Genomic DNA, 15,183 nt, shown 5'->3' on the forward strand with positions numbered 1-15,183 from the left:
GCGAGCCCGGACCCGCTTCGGCACGGGGGTTCGCGGAGTCGGTCCTCGATCGCTTGTCGCAAGCTCAGCGGCAGTGGATGCGGCGGCCGGTGATCCGGTGCGGCACGATGCGGAGGTAGAGGTGGCGCTCGCCCCCCGCCCACGGACTGACGTCGGCCTCGGCGACCTTCTCCACCTCGTCCGGCGGCACGTGGTGGGCAGGGCCCTGGACGAGGACGCTCCAGCCCTCCCGCCGGACCTCGTCGAGCCGGTCCACCTGGAAGCCGATCTTGATCTCCACTCCTTCCACGCCGGTGCGCAGGCCCTGGTCCATGGGGCCGCCGTAGGCGGTGCGGAAGACGATGGCGCCGCCGTGGAGCCGGTAGTTCACGGGTAGCACCGTGGGCCCGTCCAGGCTGTTGAACGCCACCCGGCCGATGCCGCCAGGGGCGATCAGACGCAGGCACTCCTCGGGTTCGAGTACCTCCAGAACCGCGTTCGGGGCGGCGTGGCCGGGACCGGGCGGCCGGTCGCGGCCGCCGCCCCGCAGGTCTTCGACGGTCGTTTCGAGGGCGGCGGCCAGGCGGGCCACCGTTCCGGGGTCAGGGATGCCCAGATGGCTTTCGAGGTACTGGACGTATCCGGCGGACATGTCGGCCCGATCGGCGACCTGCTCCGGAGTGAGGCCGAGTCTGTGGCGGTGATGGCTGATGCGCCGCCCGAAGTCCCCGTTGCCTGTCATGAGCGTGTCCTCCCTGGTCATGGCCATGAAGCTACCCATCGGCCCCTTCGCTAGACAGAGCCCTTCGGCCCGCGCCTCACCGACCTCCGGCCCTGCCCACCGTGATCGACGGCGTTCACCGTCGGCATCGACCAGAGATCACCTTCGACAAGGACGATCTCCTCATCGTCGGCCCCGGGAGGTGAGCCGCCAGGAGCCGGGCCAGGGACGCTCGTCGCGCAGGCGCGCTGCGTCCTCACGGGTGCGGGGCCGTCCGGCCAGGTCGAAGGTCCTGGGAAGAAGCCGGTCAGATGGGAAGGCTGGTGGTGTGGAGCGTCTGTGGTCGATGGCCTTCCTCGCCTTCACAGTGGCCGCCCTGGCCGTCGGGGGCGCACTGAGCCTGGCCGGACTGTCCGGCTGGGGCGACGTGGTGCTCGCGGCGGGAACGATCGTGGCCATCGTCCCGGCGTCGTGGTGGGTGTTCTCGGCGCTGCGCGCGGGCCGGCTCGGGGTGGACGCGATCGCGGTGCTCGCCCTGGTCGGGACGCTGGCCGTACGCGAGTACCTGGCGGGTGCGCTGATCGCGGTGATGCTGGCCGGCGGGCGGGCGCTGGAGCAGTACGCCATGCGCCGGGCGCGGGGTGACCTGACCGCGCTGTACGAGCGGGCGCCCCGCTGGGCGCATCGGTACGAGCGTGACGGCCCCCGCAGAGTGGACGTCTCCACGTTGTCGCGGGGTGATCTGCTGCTGGTGCCCGCAGGGGAGATGGTGCCGGTCGACGGTGTGATCATGAGAACCGCGGCGATGCTGGACGAGTCGGCCCTCACCGGTGAGGCGCTGCCGGTGGAGCACCCGGTCGGCGAGAACGTACGCAGCGGCGTCGTCAACGCGGGACCGGCCTTCGACCTGCGGGCCACCAGTACGGCGGAGGAGAGCAGCTACGCCGCCGTGGTGCGGCTGGCGCGGGAGACCGAGGCGGACAGCGCTCCGGTGGTGCGGCTGGCCGACCGGTTCGCCGCCTGGTTCCTGCCCGTGACGTTGGCGCTGGCGGGGCTGGCGTGGGCGTGGTCGGGGGAGGCGGTGCGGGCGGTCGCGGTGCTGGTGGTGGCCACCCCCTGCCCGCTGCTGCTGGCGGCGCCCGCCGCGATCGCCTCGGGGCTGTCGCGTACGGCACGCCGGGGCGTGGTCGTGAAGGGCGGCGGCGCGCTGGAGACACTGGGCCGCGCCCGCACGCTCGTCCTGGACAAGACGGGCACCCTTACCCAGGGGTGTCCCGAGGTCGTGGACGTCGTCGCGGCCGAGGGCTTCACCGTCAGGGACGTGCTGGGGCTGGCCGCCGCGGTGGATCGGATGTCCTCACACGTGCTGGCCGCCGCCATCGCCCGCGCCGCGGAAGTACGGGGCGCGGAGCGGTTCGGCGCCGAGCGGGTGCACGAGGAGGTCGGAAGCGGCACGACGGGGACGGTCGGCGGCCGGCTGGTGCAGGTGGGAAAGGCGCCGAGAGGGCTGGACTCGACGTGGATGGCGGCCCAGCGGGCCAGAGCCGCGCTCGACAGCGCGATGACCGTCTGGGTGAGCGTGGACGGCGGGGTCGCCGGAGTGATCCTCCTTCGTGACGCGGTGCGCGCGGACGCCGGCCGTACTTTGCGCAGGCTCCGCTCGTCGGGCATCGAACGCGTGGTGATGCTCACCGGCGACCGGGCTGAGGTCGCCGAGAGCGTGGCGGCCGTGCTCGGCATCGATCGGGTGCTCGCGGAGCGTACGCCCGAGCAGAAAGTGGCGGGAGTCCGCGAGGAGGCCGTCCGCGCGCCGACCGTCATGGTCGGCGACGGCGTCAACGACGCACCGGCCCTGGCCGCCGCACAGGTCGGGGTGGCCATGGGGGCGCGCGGATCGGCGGCCTCCACCCAGGCGGCCGACGTGGTGCTGACCACCGACCGGCTCGATCGGCTGGCCGACGCCATGGACGTGGCCCGGCGCGCCCGGCGGATCGCGGTGCAGAGCGCGGGAGCCGGGATCGGGTTGTCGCTGGTCGCGATGGTCGCGGCGGCCCTGGGCGCCATTCCGCCGGCCGCCGGCGCCCTCCTTCAGGAGGCCATCGACGTCACGGTGATCCTCAACGCGCTGCGCGCCCTGCGCCCCGTCAGGGGCACCCGCGTGCAGGTGGACGCTCCCACCGACGCGCTGCTGCACCGTTTCGACCGCGAGCACGCCGCCCTGCGGCCCGCGCTGGAGCTGCTCCGTGAGGCCGCCGACGCGCTTGATCGCCCGTCGCCGTCGACGCTGCCCCTGCTGCGGCACGTCCACGACGTGGTGTCCCGCGAGATCCTGCCGCACGAGCAGGCCGAGGAGCGGTATCTGTACCCGGCGATGAGCAGGCTGCTCGGCGACCCCGAGGCGACCGTGACCATGAGCAGGGCGCACGCCGAGATCAACAGGCTCGCGGGCAGGCTGGGCCGCCATGTCGAGCTGGCGGGGGCGGCGGGGCCGGGGCCGGAGCAGATCGACGACCTGCGGGCCTGCCTGTACGGGCTGCACGCCGTGCTCACCCTGCACTTCGCACAGGAGGAGGAAGCGTACTTCTCGCTGATCGGCCGGGCCGAGTGAGGGGGGCGGATGCGATCGAGCCCGGGTAGGGTGGGTGCATGCTTTGACGCCTGCCCGGTGATCGGGCGCCTCCGTGACCTCCTTCGTTCGTCGTAGATCGACCCTGGACCCACGAAGGAGATGTCTTCCATGAACACGTCCATCGACGTTCCCGATCCGTTCGCCGCGTCCTATGGCGCGAACGGTGCCGAGGCGCGCGCTTGGCTCGCCGAGCTGCCTCGTCTCGGCGGCGAGTTCCTGGAGCGTTGGGAGCTGCGGCCCGACGGCCCGGCCGCGTACGGCATGGCCTCGCTGGTCCTGCCCGTGCTTCAGCCCGACGGGGCACCCGCCGTGCTCAAGCTTCAGCAGCTCCGGGAGGAGACCGCCGGCGCCGCCCCCGGGTTGCGGGCGTGGGACGGCGGCGGCATCGTACGCCTGCTCGACTACGACGAGCAGAGCGGCACGCAGTTGCTGGAACGCCTGGACGCGGCCCGGCCGCTGTCGTCGGTGGCCGATGACGACGCGGCCATGCGGATCCTGGCCGAGCTGATGGCCCGCCTGACCTCGGTTCCCGCCCCCAAGGGCCTGCGACGACTGTCCGACGTCGCCGCGGCCATGCTGGAGCAGGTCCCGCAGGCCCTGCCGGTGCTGCGCGACCCTGGGGAGCGGCGGCTGGTGCGCACCTGTGCGTCCGCCGTGGCCGAGCTGGCCGGAGAGCCCGGCGACCGCCTGCTGCACTGGGATCTGCACTACGACAACGTCCTGGCGGGGGAGCGGGAGCCCTGGCTGGCCATCGACCCCGAACCGCTGGCCGGCGACCCGGGGTTCGAGTTGCTGCCGGCACTGGACAGCCGGTGGGAGGAGGTGGCGGCCACCGGTGACGTGGCTCGCGCGGTGCTGCGCCGCTTCGACCTGCTCACCGAGGTCCTCGGTCTCGACCGGAGCCGGGCGGTCGGCTGGAGTCTCGGCCGCGTGCTGCAGAACGCGCTTTGGGACATCGAGGACGGCAAGGCCACGCTCGAACCTGCCCAAGTGGCGATCGCCCTGACGCTGCTGCGCCGGAGAGAACCGGCCACCTTCCGCTAACCTTGTTTGTCAAGACAAAACATTTTGTCGGCAGGTCCGCCGCACCGCTTCGAGCAGGTGACGCAGCATCGGGGACGGCGGGTCGGGCGGGACGGCGAGCGAGGTGGTCAGGCGGAGGCCGGCCAGCGGGCGCAACGCCACCCGCGACATCGTCGGCAAGCCGCCGACCTCGTAGAACACCGTCCAGGACGGCGGATCGGCGGCGATCTCCGCCAAGGTCTCCTGAAAGCCGCGGAACGGCGGGCCCGTCACCGGTTCGACGCCCGCCGCCCGGAACGCGTCGAGCACGAGGTCGTGGAAGGGCGGGTTGGCGGCGCGGGGCGCGAGCCGCAGCGGCAGGTGCGCGAGCCGCGCGATGTCGAGCTCCGGCTCGGCGGCCAGCGGGTGGTCGACCGGGAGCGCGACCATGAGCGGATCGTCCCAGACAGGCAGCAACTCCAGCCCGGGTACGCCGGCCGAGGCCCGCACCAGCGCCGCGTCCAGCTCGCCGGAACGAACGGCCGCGAGCCGCTCGGTGACCGGCAGACTGCTCAGCCGGACCTTGAGCCGGGGCGCGATCGCCGACAGCGCGTTCAGCGTCCGGTAGAGCCGGTCGCTGGGGCCGCGTACGACGCCGAGCCGGAGCACGCCCTCATCGCCTGCCACCACGTCGGCGGCGGCCCGGCGCAGCCGCCTGGTCGCGGCGAGCACGGCACGCGCCTCGGTGAGCAGCCGCTCGCCGTCACCGGTGAGCCGTACGTGCCGCGTCGAACGGTCGAACAGCCGGACGCCCAGCTCGCGTTCCAGCCGGCGTACCTGCTGGCTCACCGCGGACTGCACGATGCCGATCCGCTCGGCGGCTCGGCCGAACCCGCCCTCGTCGGCGACGGCCACGAAGTATTCCAGTTGCCGCAGTTCCACCTGCGTGCCCATTCATCTCGATTCGTGATTACCACAGTCGTCAACTGCTTCTACCTCGCCATTCATTCCTGACGTGCAATGGATGACGTTTCCAGTAGAAGGGACCACCATGACCGTTTCCGATACCGCCCTCGTCGTACATCCGGGGGAGGCGGCCACGGCGTCACTGGCGCACGGCGGGTTCGACCTGCTGGCCGACGGGGGCGCGGTCAGCGCCAGCCGGCTCACGCTCGGCACGGGCGCCGACGGTGCCCGGCCGCACCGCCATCTGCTGTCGTCGGAGCTGTTCTACGTGCTCGACGGGGCGATGAGGTTCTACCTCGGCGGTGACCTGGTCAACCTGGCCGCGGGCGGGCTCGTCGTCGTGCCGCCGGGTCTTCCGCACGCGTTCGGGGCGGCCGACGGCCGTACGGCCGAGGTGTTCGTGGTGCTGAGCCCGGGGATCGAGCGGTTCGGCTACTTCGAACGGCTCGCGGCGATCAGCAGGGGCGAGGCCGCGTTCGAGTCGCTGCTGCCCGAGCAGGACCGTTACGACGTGCACTTCGTCGACGTGCCCGACTGGCGGGTGGCCCGATGAGCGCTTCCCACGCCGCCACGGGCCGCGTGGCAGAGGGCGGTGTGACGGCTGCGCCGGGTGGGGCACTGTCTCGCGGGCTGCGGATCGGCCTGCTGTTCGGCCCGACCGTGTTCGGTGTCACGGCGGCGGGCGTGGCGCTGCCGCAGGTCTCCGCCGCCCTGGAGGCCGGGTCTGCCGCGGTCGCCTGGGTGCTGATCGCGCACGCACTCGCGCTCGGCGTCGGCACGGCGCTGTTCGGGCGCTTCGCCGACTCCTGGGGCGTACGCACGTCTCTGCTCGCGGGCTCGGCCGTACTCGCGGTGGGCGCGATCGCCTGCGTCGCCGCGCCGAACCTGGGCGTACTGGTGGCCGGGCGGCTCCTGCTGGCCACGGGCTCGGGCGCGATGGCCGCCGGTGGCCTCGCCCTGCTCGCGATGACCGCCCCGGAGCTGCGGGCCCGATGCCTGGCCGTGTACGGCGCCGTGATGGCGGTGTTCGCGGCGGCGGCGCCCCTGCTGGGCGGCCTGGTGACGGCCTGGCCGAGCTGGCGGGCCACGGTCGCGCTGCCGGTGCTGTCGCTGCTCGCGGTGCCGTTCTGCCTGCCGCTCGTCACGCGGCCGGGCAGCGGGCAGCGCATCGACTACGCCGGGGCCGCCGCGCTGGCGGGCGCGGCCGGCGCGCTGCTGGTGGCGATCCAGTCGGGCACGCTCGGCCTGCCGGGGCCGGTGGCCATCGGGCTGGCGGCGGTCGCGCTCCTGCTCGGCGCGTGGGTGCTGCGCCGAAAGGACGGGTTCGTGCCGCGCCCTGTGGTGGCCGACCGGCGGTTCGTGCTCGCCATGGTGATCGGGGTCGGGATCTTCGGCGGGCTGTTCGCGACCATGTACGCCGTGCCGCAACTGCTGGCCCGTGAGTACGGGTGGAGCGTCCTGGAGGTGGGCGCCGCGCTGCTGCCCGGTGCCGTCGTGGGCGCGGTCGGCTCCCGCATGGCGGGGTCGCTGACCGCCCGCTGGGGGCGGACGGTGCTGGCGGGCGTCGCCGCCGCCGCCGGGCTCACGCTCGGCTACGCGGGTCTGGCCGGGGGTGGTCCTTGGCCGGTGGTGGTGGGCGCCGCGCTGGGGCTGGCCGCGTTCGCGGTGGCCCAGGTGGTGCTGACCGCCGAGATGTCGGGACGGATTCCGCCACCGCAGCGCGGCGCGGGCATGGGGTTGCTGAACCTGACCTTCTTCGTGGGCGGCGGTGCCGGATCGGCGATCTGCGGCGCGCTGGCGGGCCCGCTCGGGCTCACCGCGGCGCTGGCGGTGGTGGCGGTGTTCCCGCTGGTCGCGGCGGTGGTCGCGGTCGCGTCCCGCTGACGGGCCGCATGAAGGTCGTCAAGGCACGCCAGGGTCTCCCCTGCCGTGGGTCAGGCAGGGGACGTCCAGGGCGTGCAGCACGACGAGTTCGACCCACGCCGTCCGGCTCACGGCTTGCGGGCGACTCCGCACATGGCGCTCACCACTGTGGCCGGCTCGTCCCAGCGGTCCGGCTCGGGGTGCCACTCCGGCGTGGGCACCACGCCGGGCTCCACCAGCTCCAGACCGGTGAAAAAGCCGGCGATCCGCTCAGGAGAGCGGAGCTGGTAGGTGTTGGCGGAGCTCTTGTTGTACGCGGTGACCGCCTCGATCAGGGCCGGGTTGGTGTTCGTACCGTCACTCAGCGCCAGGTGGCTGCCGGAGGCGAGGGGCTCGAGCAGCCGGTCGATGACGCCCTGCGGATCGTCGTCGTCGGTGAGTTGCCCGGCGATGCTCAGCATCATGACCGCGACCGGCCGGGACAGGTCGAGCGTCCTGCCCGCCTGCTCCAGGATCAGGCCGGGCCGGCGGACGTCGGCGTCGACGTAGTCCGTGGCGCCTTCTGGCGTGCTGGCGAGCAGGGCCCGTGCATGCGCCAGCACGATGGGGTCATTGTCCACGTAGACGACCCGCGAGTCGGCCGCGAGTCTCTGCGCGACCTCATGCGTGTTGTTCGCCGTGGGCAGCCCGGTGCCGATGTCCAGGAACTGCCGGATCCCGGCCTCCCGCACCAGGTAGCGCACGGAGCGGACGAGGAACTCGCGCTGCAGCCTGGCGACCATCGCGAAGTCGGGGAACAGCCGCAGCAGGGTCTGGCCGGCCTCGCGATCCACCTTGAAGTGATCCTTGCCGCCGAGCAGGAAGTCCCAGACCCGCGCGGAATGCGGCACGGTGGTGTCAACGCGGTTCCAGACTGATGCGTCCGCATTGCTGTCACTCACATTGGAGCATTTTTCCATATCAATGATCTCGAATGTGCTCTATTGCCCTACTTCGATAAAGTTGCCGAGGCTCTGTCCGAGGCGGCGGCCGGCCTCGCGCTGTCGTGACCCGGCGTGCTCAACGACGGGCGTCCCCGATGGCGCGGGCGGCGTTGATCAGGCCGATGTGGCTGAGTGCCTGGGGGAAGTTGCCGATCGCCTCCCCCGTGGTGGCGTCCACCTCCTCGCTGAGCAGGCCGACATCGTTGGCGCAGGAGGCGGCGGTCTCGAACGCCCGCCTGGCCTCGGTGTCCTGACCGAGGAGGGCCAGCGCGTGGGCGAGCCAGAAGGTGCACAGCAGGAAGGTGCCCTCCCGGCCCGGCAGCCCGTCGGCGGAACGGTAGCGGTGCACCAGTCCTCTCACGTCTGTCAGTTGGGTGGCGACCGCCTGCACGGTGGAGCGGATTCGCGGGTCGTCCGGCGGCAGGAACCCGACCAGGGGCATCATCAGGGTGGCGGCGTCGAGATGGGTGCCGTCGAACGTCTGGGTGAAGGCGCCCGCCTGCTCGTTCCAGCCGTGGCTCAGGATCGCGGCATGGATCTCGTCGCGGACGCGCGTCCAGTCGGCGACCCGGGAGGCGGCTCCCAGCACGGGGGCCAGGGTGATCGCCCTGTCCAGCCCCACCCAGCACATCAGCTTGGAGTGGGTGAAGTGAGCGTTGGGGCCGCGGATCTCCCACAGGCTCTGATCCGGCTCCTGCCAGCGGCGCGCGGCGGTCTCGGCCACCCCGATCAGCAACGAGCGGGTGAGGGGGTCGAACGGGCCGAGGTCCCGGTAGGTCTGGTGGGCGGCGTCGAGCAGTTCGCCGTACACGTCGAGCTGACGTTGTCGCCAGGCGTCGTTGCCGACCCGTACGGGGGCGCTGCCCCGCCACCCCCGCAGATGCGGCAGCCGCCGTTCGCTCAGGTCGCGCTCGCCGCCGATGCCGTACATGATCTGCAGGTCCGGGTCCGTGTCGGCCTGGGTCGCGCACGCGCGGGACAGGAAGGTGAAGAAGGCGGTCTCCTCCTCCTCGCAGGTGGCCGTGTTCAGTGCGTGCAGGGTGAAGCTGGCGTCGCGGACCCAGGTGTAGCGGTAGTCCCAGTTGCGCTCCCCGCCGATGCTTTCCGGCAGGGAGGTGGTGGCCGCCGCCACGATGGCCCCCGTCGGGGCGTAGGTCATCGCGCGCAGGACCCGGCCGCTGTGGTTGACGTGCCGGCGCCAGGGTCCGTCGTAGTCGGCGTGCCCGCGTGACCAGGAGCGCCATCCCGCGACGGTGTCGCGTATCCGGCGCGCGACGGCCCATGAGGTACGGCGCGGCGGGTCGGGTGCCCAGGCCGGGCCGGCCTGCAGGGCCAGACCGACGCTCTGTCCCGCGCGCAGGGTGAGACCGGCGTCCGCGACCGAGCCGCTGGTCCGGAACTCCACCGGGCTGGACAGGGTGAGCACGTCGGCGCCGCCACGGGCGATCAGGCCGCCGCCGACCGGTTGCATCAGCGGGCGGACGAGGCCGTACTCGGGCCGGGGCGCGTACACGATCTCCACGGGTACCCGCCCTTCCGTGCAGGTGAGCCGGCGAAGGAGCAGGCCGGGCGATGACGTGCCCAGCGCGTGCCCGCGTTCGCCACGGCCCAGCGCGAGAGCGTCCAGGAGCACCAGAGTGCCGCCGGGTGTCCGGAACGTGGTCTCCAGCACGAGGGTGTCCTCGACGTACCGGCGGGTCACCTCGGCCGGACAGGCTGGCCGGATTGTCCAGTGGCCGGCGTCTTCGTCCAGCAGTCGGGCGAAGAGCGCCGGGCTGTCGAAACGTGGCAGGCACAGCCAGTCGACAGAGCCGTCGGACGCGACCAGCGCGGCGGACCGGCAGTCCGACAGCATCGCGTAGTCGCCGATCGGCCGGGTGCTCAACGGCCGGCCCGCCCCGCGAGCAGGCGCCGCAGCACGTAGAGCAGTGCCGAGGCGGCGAAGAGCACCAGGGTGACCGCGATCCATCGGGTGAGATAGGGCATGGTGCTCAGGGCGACCGCCGCCCGGTAGTTGGGCTCGGCGCCGCGCAGGATGAGCGGAGACCACACCAGCAGCAGCAGACCGGAGAACGCGGTCGGCACGCGCAGGTGGTTGATGAGAGCCGGCGGCCGCCTCGGCGGCCGTGGTCGAGGCCGAGCGGCCGTACGGCCACGGCGACGGGTAAGCGCGGTGGAGGACCTGGCGGCGAAGTCGGCGGCGGAGTAAACCGGGAACAGCACCAGATCGTGAAAGATGACGGCTCCCACGAACCACACCAGAAAGCCCGGCCAGATCCCCACGTCGACCACCCGGATGGTGGCGTAACCGGCGACCAGGAAGCAGAGGGCGAGTGCGAGCAGGTGCCACAAGGGGGCGCCGTAGATCCTCGCCCACCGGCTGTGGCCGTTCAAGACCTCTCCTGGGTGAAGTCGAGCTCGCGCACCCACTTCGTGTTGTGCACTCCCGGCGCGTTGGGGACGATGACCCGCGCCGGGTATCCGTGGTCGAGCGACAGATCGGCGCCGTTGACCCGGAGCGCCAGCAACGAGCGCGGGTCGGCGACCTGCGCGGCGCTGAGCGAGGCCGTGCCGAAGTAGCCGACGCGTTGCAGCGACCTGGCGGTGACACCGGTCGAGCCGGGCTGGACCCCGGCGAGGCGGGCGAGGTCGGCCAACCGTACGCCGGTCCAGGTCTGGACGGTCGACCAGCCTTCGACGCAGGCGATCGGCAGGGCGTAGGTGTACAGCGGCATCGCCAGCAGGTCCGCGCGGGAGAACTCCCTCCGGCTCGGTCCGGTGAGTGTGAGCCGCCAGGACTCACCGGTCTGGTCCGACGTGACGCCGAGGCTCGCCGCTGTCTTGTTGACCTGGAAGTCGTTCGGGCCCGGACCGTAGTAGCGCCCATGGGGAGCGAGCAGCGCGGTACGACGCAACGGCCCGTCGATGCACTGGCCGACGGACAGGCCGAACATGACCAGCGAGCCGCCCCCGGCGAAGGCCAGCAGTCCGCGCCTGGACATCGTGGCGGGCGCCGGGTCGGTGGGGACCAGGCCGTCGGGGTCCGGCGGCTCCGGGCGGGTGTCCGCCACGGAGGTGCGCAGATAGTCGCGCAGGCCGTACGTCCGCAGGGTGTGGATGACGCGGGGCAGCTTGATGACGACGTGCACCACGAAGGCGGCCATGAAGATCCAGGCGCCGTAGAAGTGGGCCGGGTAGAAGGAGAACGGAAAGACGTAGAAGAGCTGGACGTTGAGTATCCCGGTCACGAACTGGAACACCGCGCCACCGACCAGCAGCAGCAGGCTGGCCCGCTCGACGACCTCCGCCACGGACCGGGCGGGCGGCCAGGAGAACAGCTTGGGGATGACCGACCACAGCTTGGCCAGGAGTATCGGCACCAGCGTCAACCCGCCGATGACGTGCACGCCCTGGGTGACCCGATACAACCAGACCGGGTCCGTGGGCCAGTCGAACAGGTAGAAGCCCAGCAGGCCCCTGCCTGGGGTCATGTCGTTGCCCGGCAGCCGGGGCTCGTAGGCGGCGTACGACACCAGGCCGGTGATCGCGACGAGGGTGATCCCGGCCAGCAGGATCAGCCCGAGCACCGAGGTCAGCCAGGGGCCGCGGAGCGGGCTGCGCCAGAACTCCGGCCGGAACGGCCCTGGCGGTCCGCTCCACCCCCTCAGGCGCGCGGCCAGGCTGCCCTTCTTGCCGGGCTCGAACTCGTGATCGTGCCCACGCGACGCATCCGGCACCGGTCCCCCCGAAATCCAATGTCGGCTGTCCGGTCTCCTTCACCGAAAACGCTTCTTCCAAAGCAACGCCACGGCACCCATTCGGCAATGTCCGGCTGCTCGCCGTACGGAAACCCGTGGAGAGACGCCTCCGCGGATTCGCGAACTACGCCGCGAGTGCGGTGAGGAGAGCGTCTGTGTCCTTTTTGACCCGTCCGCCCTGCACGACGATCCGGATCGCCTCGGGGTCGGCGAGAGAGTGGATGCTTCGGAACGGATGCGACCTCGTGACGACCAGGTCGGCGAGCTTGCCGGTTTCGATGGTTCCCAGCTCGGCATCGAGGCGGAGCAGCTCGGCCGCGTTTCGTGTCCCCGTCTGGAGGGCCTGCCAGGGCAGCAGCCCGAGGTCGACGAGGTGCCCGAGCTCCGTCAGATTCCGGCCGTGCGGGAACAGCGCCGCGTCGGTGCCCAGTGCGACCTTGACGCCGGCGCCTATCGCCCTGGCGAGGTGCTCCTGTGCGATCTTGAACCACTCCACCCGCTTGGCGTAGACGAACGGCGACATGTGGCCGGGCTCCGGAAGGTTCAGCGCGGTGCTCAGTGTCGGGACCAGGAAGGTCCCGTGTTCGAGCATGAGATCAATGCCCTCCGCGTCGATCCCGGTGCCATGTTCGACACTCGCCGCTCCGCCGCGGATCGCCTCCAGGATGCCTCGCGCCCCGTGCGCATGCGCGGCCACCGGCTGTCCCTGGCGACGCGCCGCCTCCTTGACCACGATGCGGACCTGGTGCTCCGGCACGCCGATGTCGTCCGGCGAATCGGAATGGCTCGCGACCCCGCCCGTGGTGCAGATCTTCAGAACGTCCGCTTCGGCACGGACCAACTCGCGCACCACGCGGCGAATCTCGTCATCGCTGTCCGCGATACGACTGGCCGCGGAGTACGCGCCGCCGATCTGGGTTCCGTTGGGAAGACAGAGATCAGCGTGCCCGCCGGTCGGCGAGATCGCGCTCACCGCGAGGTGCAGGCGTGGACCGTCGACAAGACCCTCGGCGATCGCGTGGCGGTAGCCGGCGTCCAGGCCGCCCAGGTCTCGCGCGGTCGTGATCCCGGCCTCCAGCGTCTGCCGGATCGTACGCGCGGTACGCAGGTGGCTGTGGGTTTCGAAGCGGGCGAGCGCCGCGAGCGGCGACTCCTCCCCGGCCAGGCCGAGGTGCACATGTGTGTCGATGAACCCCGGCAACACGTAGGCGCCACCGAGTTCGACCGTAACCGTCTCGCGAGGTACGTCCGCCGGTTCCCTACGCGGACCGACGTAGACGATCCGATCTCCCTGGATCCCCAGCTCGCCATCCTCGACGAGGTGCTCACCGGTGCCATCCCAGATCGTGCCGCCCACCAGGCGATAGCGGCCTGTGTGGGCAGGGACCATGGGGAGTCTGGCCTTGTTCGACATGGATAACCTCTTTTCCGTTTGAGCATGGGCAGGTGACGGGACGGCAAGCCGAGCAGGAACATGGGGCGTACACGCCGCCGCCAGAATTTGGGCGCGCAGAAGCCGGCCCAGGGCATTCGTCGGCCCCGGCCTGACGAATCGGGTGAGAACGGAAAGGCTCGCTCAGGCGTTGGGATACAGCGGTGGAGAAGCCGCTACGGCCCGCGCGACACGGGCCATGACCTCCTCGGTCAGCTTTTCCCTCCTCGCCATCGTGCGATAGAAGACGAATCCGCCCAGCATGTCGAGCACCGCGTCGAGATCTGTCTCGGGAGGTATCTCGCCCCGCTGGATGGCCCGAGCGAGGATCGTCCGACCGTTGGCACGCCGCTCGCTGAGCAGGGCATCGTCCACGAGCCGACGCACCGCGGGCTCCACCAGGGCCGCCCATATCGAGCGCCCCTCGCCGTCGGGCTGCGTGAACCCGCGATAGCTGGCGCCCTGCTTCATGTGGATGAGCAGGTCCTCGGCCAACGAGCCCGAGTTGGGCAGCTCGCCGACCTCGGTGTCCTTCAGCAGAACGGCCGCGACCAGCTCTTCTTTGGTTGCCCAACGCCGATAGATCGCGGTCTTGCCGCAGCCCACGATCGCCGCGACCTGTTCGACCTTCAGACCGGCGAAGCCGTCCTTGCGGAGGAGCTCCTCCGCGGCGTTGAGCACCCGCTCGGTCAGCTCTACGCTCTTGGAGCGGCCCCCGGTCTGCTCTGCCTTAGCCATCTGCATCATTCTGTCACACGAGATTCCGAAACGCAACGGTTCGTATCGCTACTACGCGTTCGGGTCAGGCAGATCGCAACGACCGCCACCGCGAACAGGATTGCGCTCGTCATCCAGATCATCATGTATCCGCTGATCAGCGGAACCCCGGCGGAATCCACGTAAGTGCTCAATGCCACCGCGAAAGCGGCGCCCGCGATCGAGCCGGCCAGAGTTCGGATCGAGTTGTAGACGCCTGAGGCAACGCCCGTGGCATCGGCAGGAGCCAACTCGGCGAGCAGTGCCGGCAACGCCCCGGACAGAAGCCCGTATCCCAGCCCTGAAAGGAGCGTCGCGATCCAGATGTGCCAGAGCTCATCGTGGAAGAAGAACTGGAACAAGGACCCGACACCCGGCAGCGTGACACCGGCGAGCAACAGGAGTTTCATCCCGACGCGGGAAGCCAAGAACGCGAACCCCACCGCGCCGACGCATGCGAGCAGGGCGAGGCCCGCCGAGAGCCCCGCGATCAGCGGCGGCTGGGCGGCGAAGCCGTAACCGACACGGGCAGGGTCGGCGGCGAGGAACAGAGTAAGCGGAGCAAGCGATCCGAAGACCACGAAGCCGTAGCAGAGGCCGACGATGTACAGAGGCCCGAGCGCGCGACTCGTCACGAGCTTGATGTCGATCGCGGGGGCCTCGACGCGGAGCTCCCACCAGACGAAGAAGGCGAACACGACCGCCGCGACAAGGAGTGACACGTACGTGGCCGGAGACGTGATGCCCACCTCCCCGACCATGCGGAGACCCCACAGCAGCAGCACCATCGCGATCGCCAAAGTCGCGAAACCCACGCCGTCGACCTTGCGATCGGATCGGGCGGTGGACTCGGGCACCTTGGTGAAGACCACCAGCGAGGTCAGCAGGCAGAGCACGCCTGGGACCAGCAACGTCACGGTCAGCGAACCGCTCACCGCGTCGACCACGCCGGCCAGGACCGTCCCGGCCATCCCGCCGATCGTGAGCACGGCGACGAGCAGGCCGATCGCCTTGCGGGCGGTCGCTCCAGAGGTCCTGCTGTGCACCAATGCGATCTCGAGCGGGAGCCACACGGCGAGTGGACCGGGTGAGGA

13 protein-coding genes are annotated in these 15,183 nt (G+C 71.2%); 4 read left to right on the forward strand and 9 right to left on the reverse strand.

The window, feature by feature from the left end; translation table 11 throughout:
* Window positions 1–64: 64 nt before the first annotated feature.
* Window positions 65–742, reverse strand: a complete 678-nt coding sequence (locus ABD844_RS29425; RefSeq protein WP_344885149.1) for a helix-turn-helix domain-containing protein — start codon at window positions 740–742, stop codon at window positions 65–67.
* A gap of 286 nt (window positions 743–1,028) precedes the next feature.
* On the opposite strand from ABD844_RS29425, the gene ABD844_RS29430 reads away from it, so the two are divergent.
* Together ABD844_RS29430 and ABD844_RS29435 are read left to right on the forward strand one after the other, a co-directional pair.
* Window positions 1,029–3,308 (forward strand): heavy metal translocating P-type ATPase, encoded by a 2,280-nt coding sequence (locus ABD844_RS29430; protein WP_344885152.1) that lies wholly within the window; start codon window positions 1,029–1,031, stop codon window positions 3,306–3,308.
* 129 nt (window positions 3,309–3,437) lie between these two features.
* Entirely contained in the window at window positions 3,438–4,373 is a 936-nt protein-coding gene (locus tag ABD844_RS29435) for an aminoglycoside phosphotransferase family protein (RefSeq protein WP_344885155.1), read from the forward strand.
* Between the two features lie 9 nt (window positions 4,374–4,382).
* Here the strand turns inward: ABD844_RS29435 and ABD844_RS29440 are convergent, their stop codons facing one another.
* Window positions 4,383–5,285 (reverse strand): LysR family transcriptional regulator, encoded by a 903-nt coding sequence (locus tag ABD844_RS29440; protein ID WP_344885158.1) that lies wholly within the window; start codon window positions 5,283–5,285, stop codon window positions 4,383–4,385.
* A gap of 97 nt (window positions 5,286–5,382) precedes the next feature.
* Between ABD844_RS29440 and ABD844_RS29445 the strand changes: the two genes are divergently transcribed.
* Window positions 5,383–5,850 carry a cupin domain-containing protein gene (locus tag ABD844_RS29445; RefSeq protein ID WP_344885161.1) on the forward strand — a complete coding sequence of 156 codons (468 nt, stop codon included), beginning with the start codon at window positions 5,383–5,385 and terminating at the stop codon, window positions 5,848–5,850.
* A complete protein-coding gene (locus tag ABD844_RS29450) occupies window positions 5,847–7,181 on the forward strand; it encodes an MFS transporter (protein WP_344885164.1) in 1,335 nt (444 codons plus the stop codon). The genes ABD844_RS29445 and ABD844_RS29450 overlap by 4 nt, the downstream gene beginning before the upstream one ends.
* Window positions 7,182–7,288: 107 nt before the next feature.
* Here the strand turns inward: ABD844_RS29450 and ABD844_RS29455 are convergent, their stop codons facing one another.
* The 7 genes from ABD844_RS29455 to ABD844_RS29485 form a co-directional block, all read right to left on the reverse strand.
* Entirely contained in the window at window positions 7,289–8,101 is an 813-nt protein-coding gene (locus ABD844_RS29455) for an SAM-dependent methyltransferase (RefSeq protein ID WP_344885167.1), read from the reverse strand.
* A gap of 118 nt (window positions 8,102–8,219) precedes the next feature.
* Window positions 8,220–10,028 (reverse strand): glycoside hydrolase family 15 protein, encoded by a 1,809-nt coding sequence (locus tag ABD844_RS29460; RefSeq protein WP_344885170.1) that lies wholly within the window; start codon window positions 10,026–10,028, stop codon window positions 8,220–8,222.
* Window positions 10,025–10,537 (reverse strand): hypothetical protein, encoded by a 513-nt coding sequence (locus ABD844_RS29465; RefSeq protein ID WP_344885173.1) that lies wholly within the window; start codon window positions 10,535–10,537, stop codon window positions 10,025–10,027. Before ABD844_RS29465 ends, ABD844_RS29460 begins: the two co-directional genes overlap by 4 nt.
* Complete coding sequence (locus ABD844_RS29470; RefSeq protein ID WP_344885176.1) at window positions 10,534–11,880, reverse strand: molybdopterin-dependent oxidoreductase; 1,347 nt, start codon at window positions 11,878–11,880, stop codon at window positions 10,534–10,536. The genes ABD844_RS29465 and ABD844_RS29470 overlap by 4 nt, the downstream gene beginning before the upstream one ends.
* A 145-nt stretch (window positions 11,881–12,025) precedes the next feature.
* Window positions 12,026–13,315: an amidohydrolase family protein gene (locus ABD844_RS29475; RefSeq protein WP_344885179.1), complete on the reverse strand. Its 1,290-nt coding sequence runs from the start codon at window positions 13,313–13,315 to the stop codon at window positions 12,026–12,028.
* 162 nt (window positions 13,316–13,477) lie between these two features.
* The gene (locus ABD844_RS29480) at window positions 13,478–14,080 is read right to left on the reverse strand and encodes a TetR/AcrR family transcriptional regulator (RefSeq protein WP_344885182.1); all 603 of its coding nucleotides are present in this window, start codon (window positions 14,078–14,080) and stop codon (window positions 13,478–13,480) included.
* Window positions 14,077–15,162 (reverse strand): MFS transporter, encoded by a 1,086-nt coding sequence (locus tag ABD844_RS29485; protein ID WP_344885185.1) that lies wholly within the window; start codon window positions 15,160–15,162, stop codon window positions 14,077–14,079. The genes ABD844_RS29480 and ABD844_RS29485 overlap by 4 nt, the downstream gene beginning before the upstream one ends.
* Window positions 15,163–15,183 lie beyond the last annotated feature (21 nt).

It is taken from the genome of Nonomuraea antimicrobica (genome assembly GCF_039536965.1).
Lineage (GTDB): Bacteria > Actinomycetota > Actinomycetes > Streptosporangiales > Streptosporangiaceae > Nonomuraea > Nonomuraea antimicrobica.

What these genes read in the sequence shown, in the direction of transcription:
- ABD844_RS29435 (WP_344885155.1), top strand. Translation starts at nt 3,438, where the DNA reads ATGAACACGTCCATCGACGTTCCCGATCCGTTCGCCGCGTCCTATGGC.
- ABD844_RS29440 (WP_344885158.1), bottom strand. Translation starts at nt 5,285, where the DNA reads ATGGGCACGCAGGTGGAACTGCGGCAACTGGAATACTTCGTGGCCGTC.
- ABD844_RS29445 (WP_344885161.1), top strand. Translation starts at nt 5,383, where the DNA reads ATGACCGTTTCCGATACCGCCCTCGTCGTACATCCGGGGGAGGCGGCC.
- ABD844_RS29480 (WP_344885182.1), bottom strand. Translation starts at nt 14,080, where the DNA reads ATGATGCAGATGGCTAAGGCAGAGCAGACCGGGGGCCGCTCCAAGAGC.
- ABD844_RS29475 (WP_344885179.1), bottom strand. Translation starts at nt 13,315, where the DNA reads ATGTCGAACAAGGCCAGACTCCCCATGGTCCCTGCCCACACAGGCCGC.
- ABD844_RS29425 (WP_344885149.1), bottom strand. Translation starts at nt 742, where the DNA reads ATGACCAGGGAGGACACGCTCATGACAGGCAACGGGGACTTCGGGCGG.
- ABD844_RS29450 (WP_344885164.1), top strand. Translation starts at nt 5,847, where the DNA reads ATGAGCGCTTCCCACGCCGCCACGGGCCGCGTGGCAGAGGGCGGTGTG.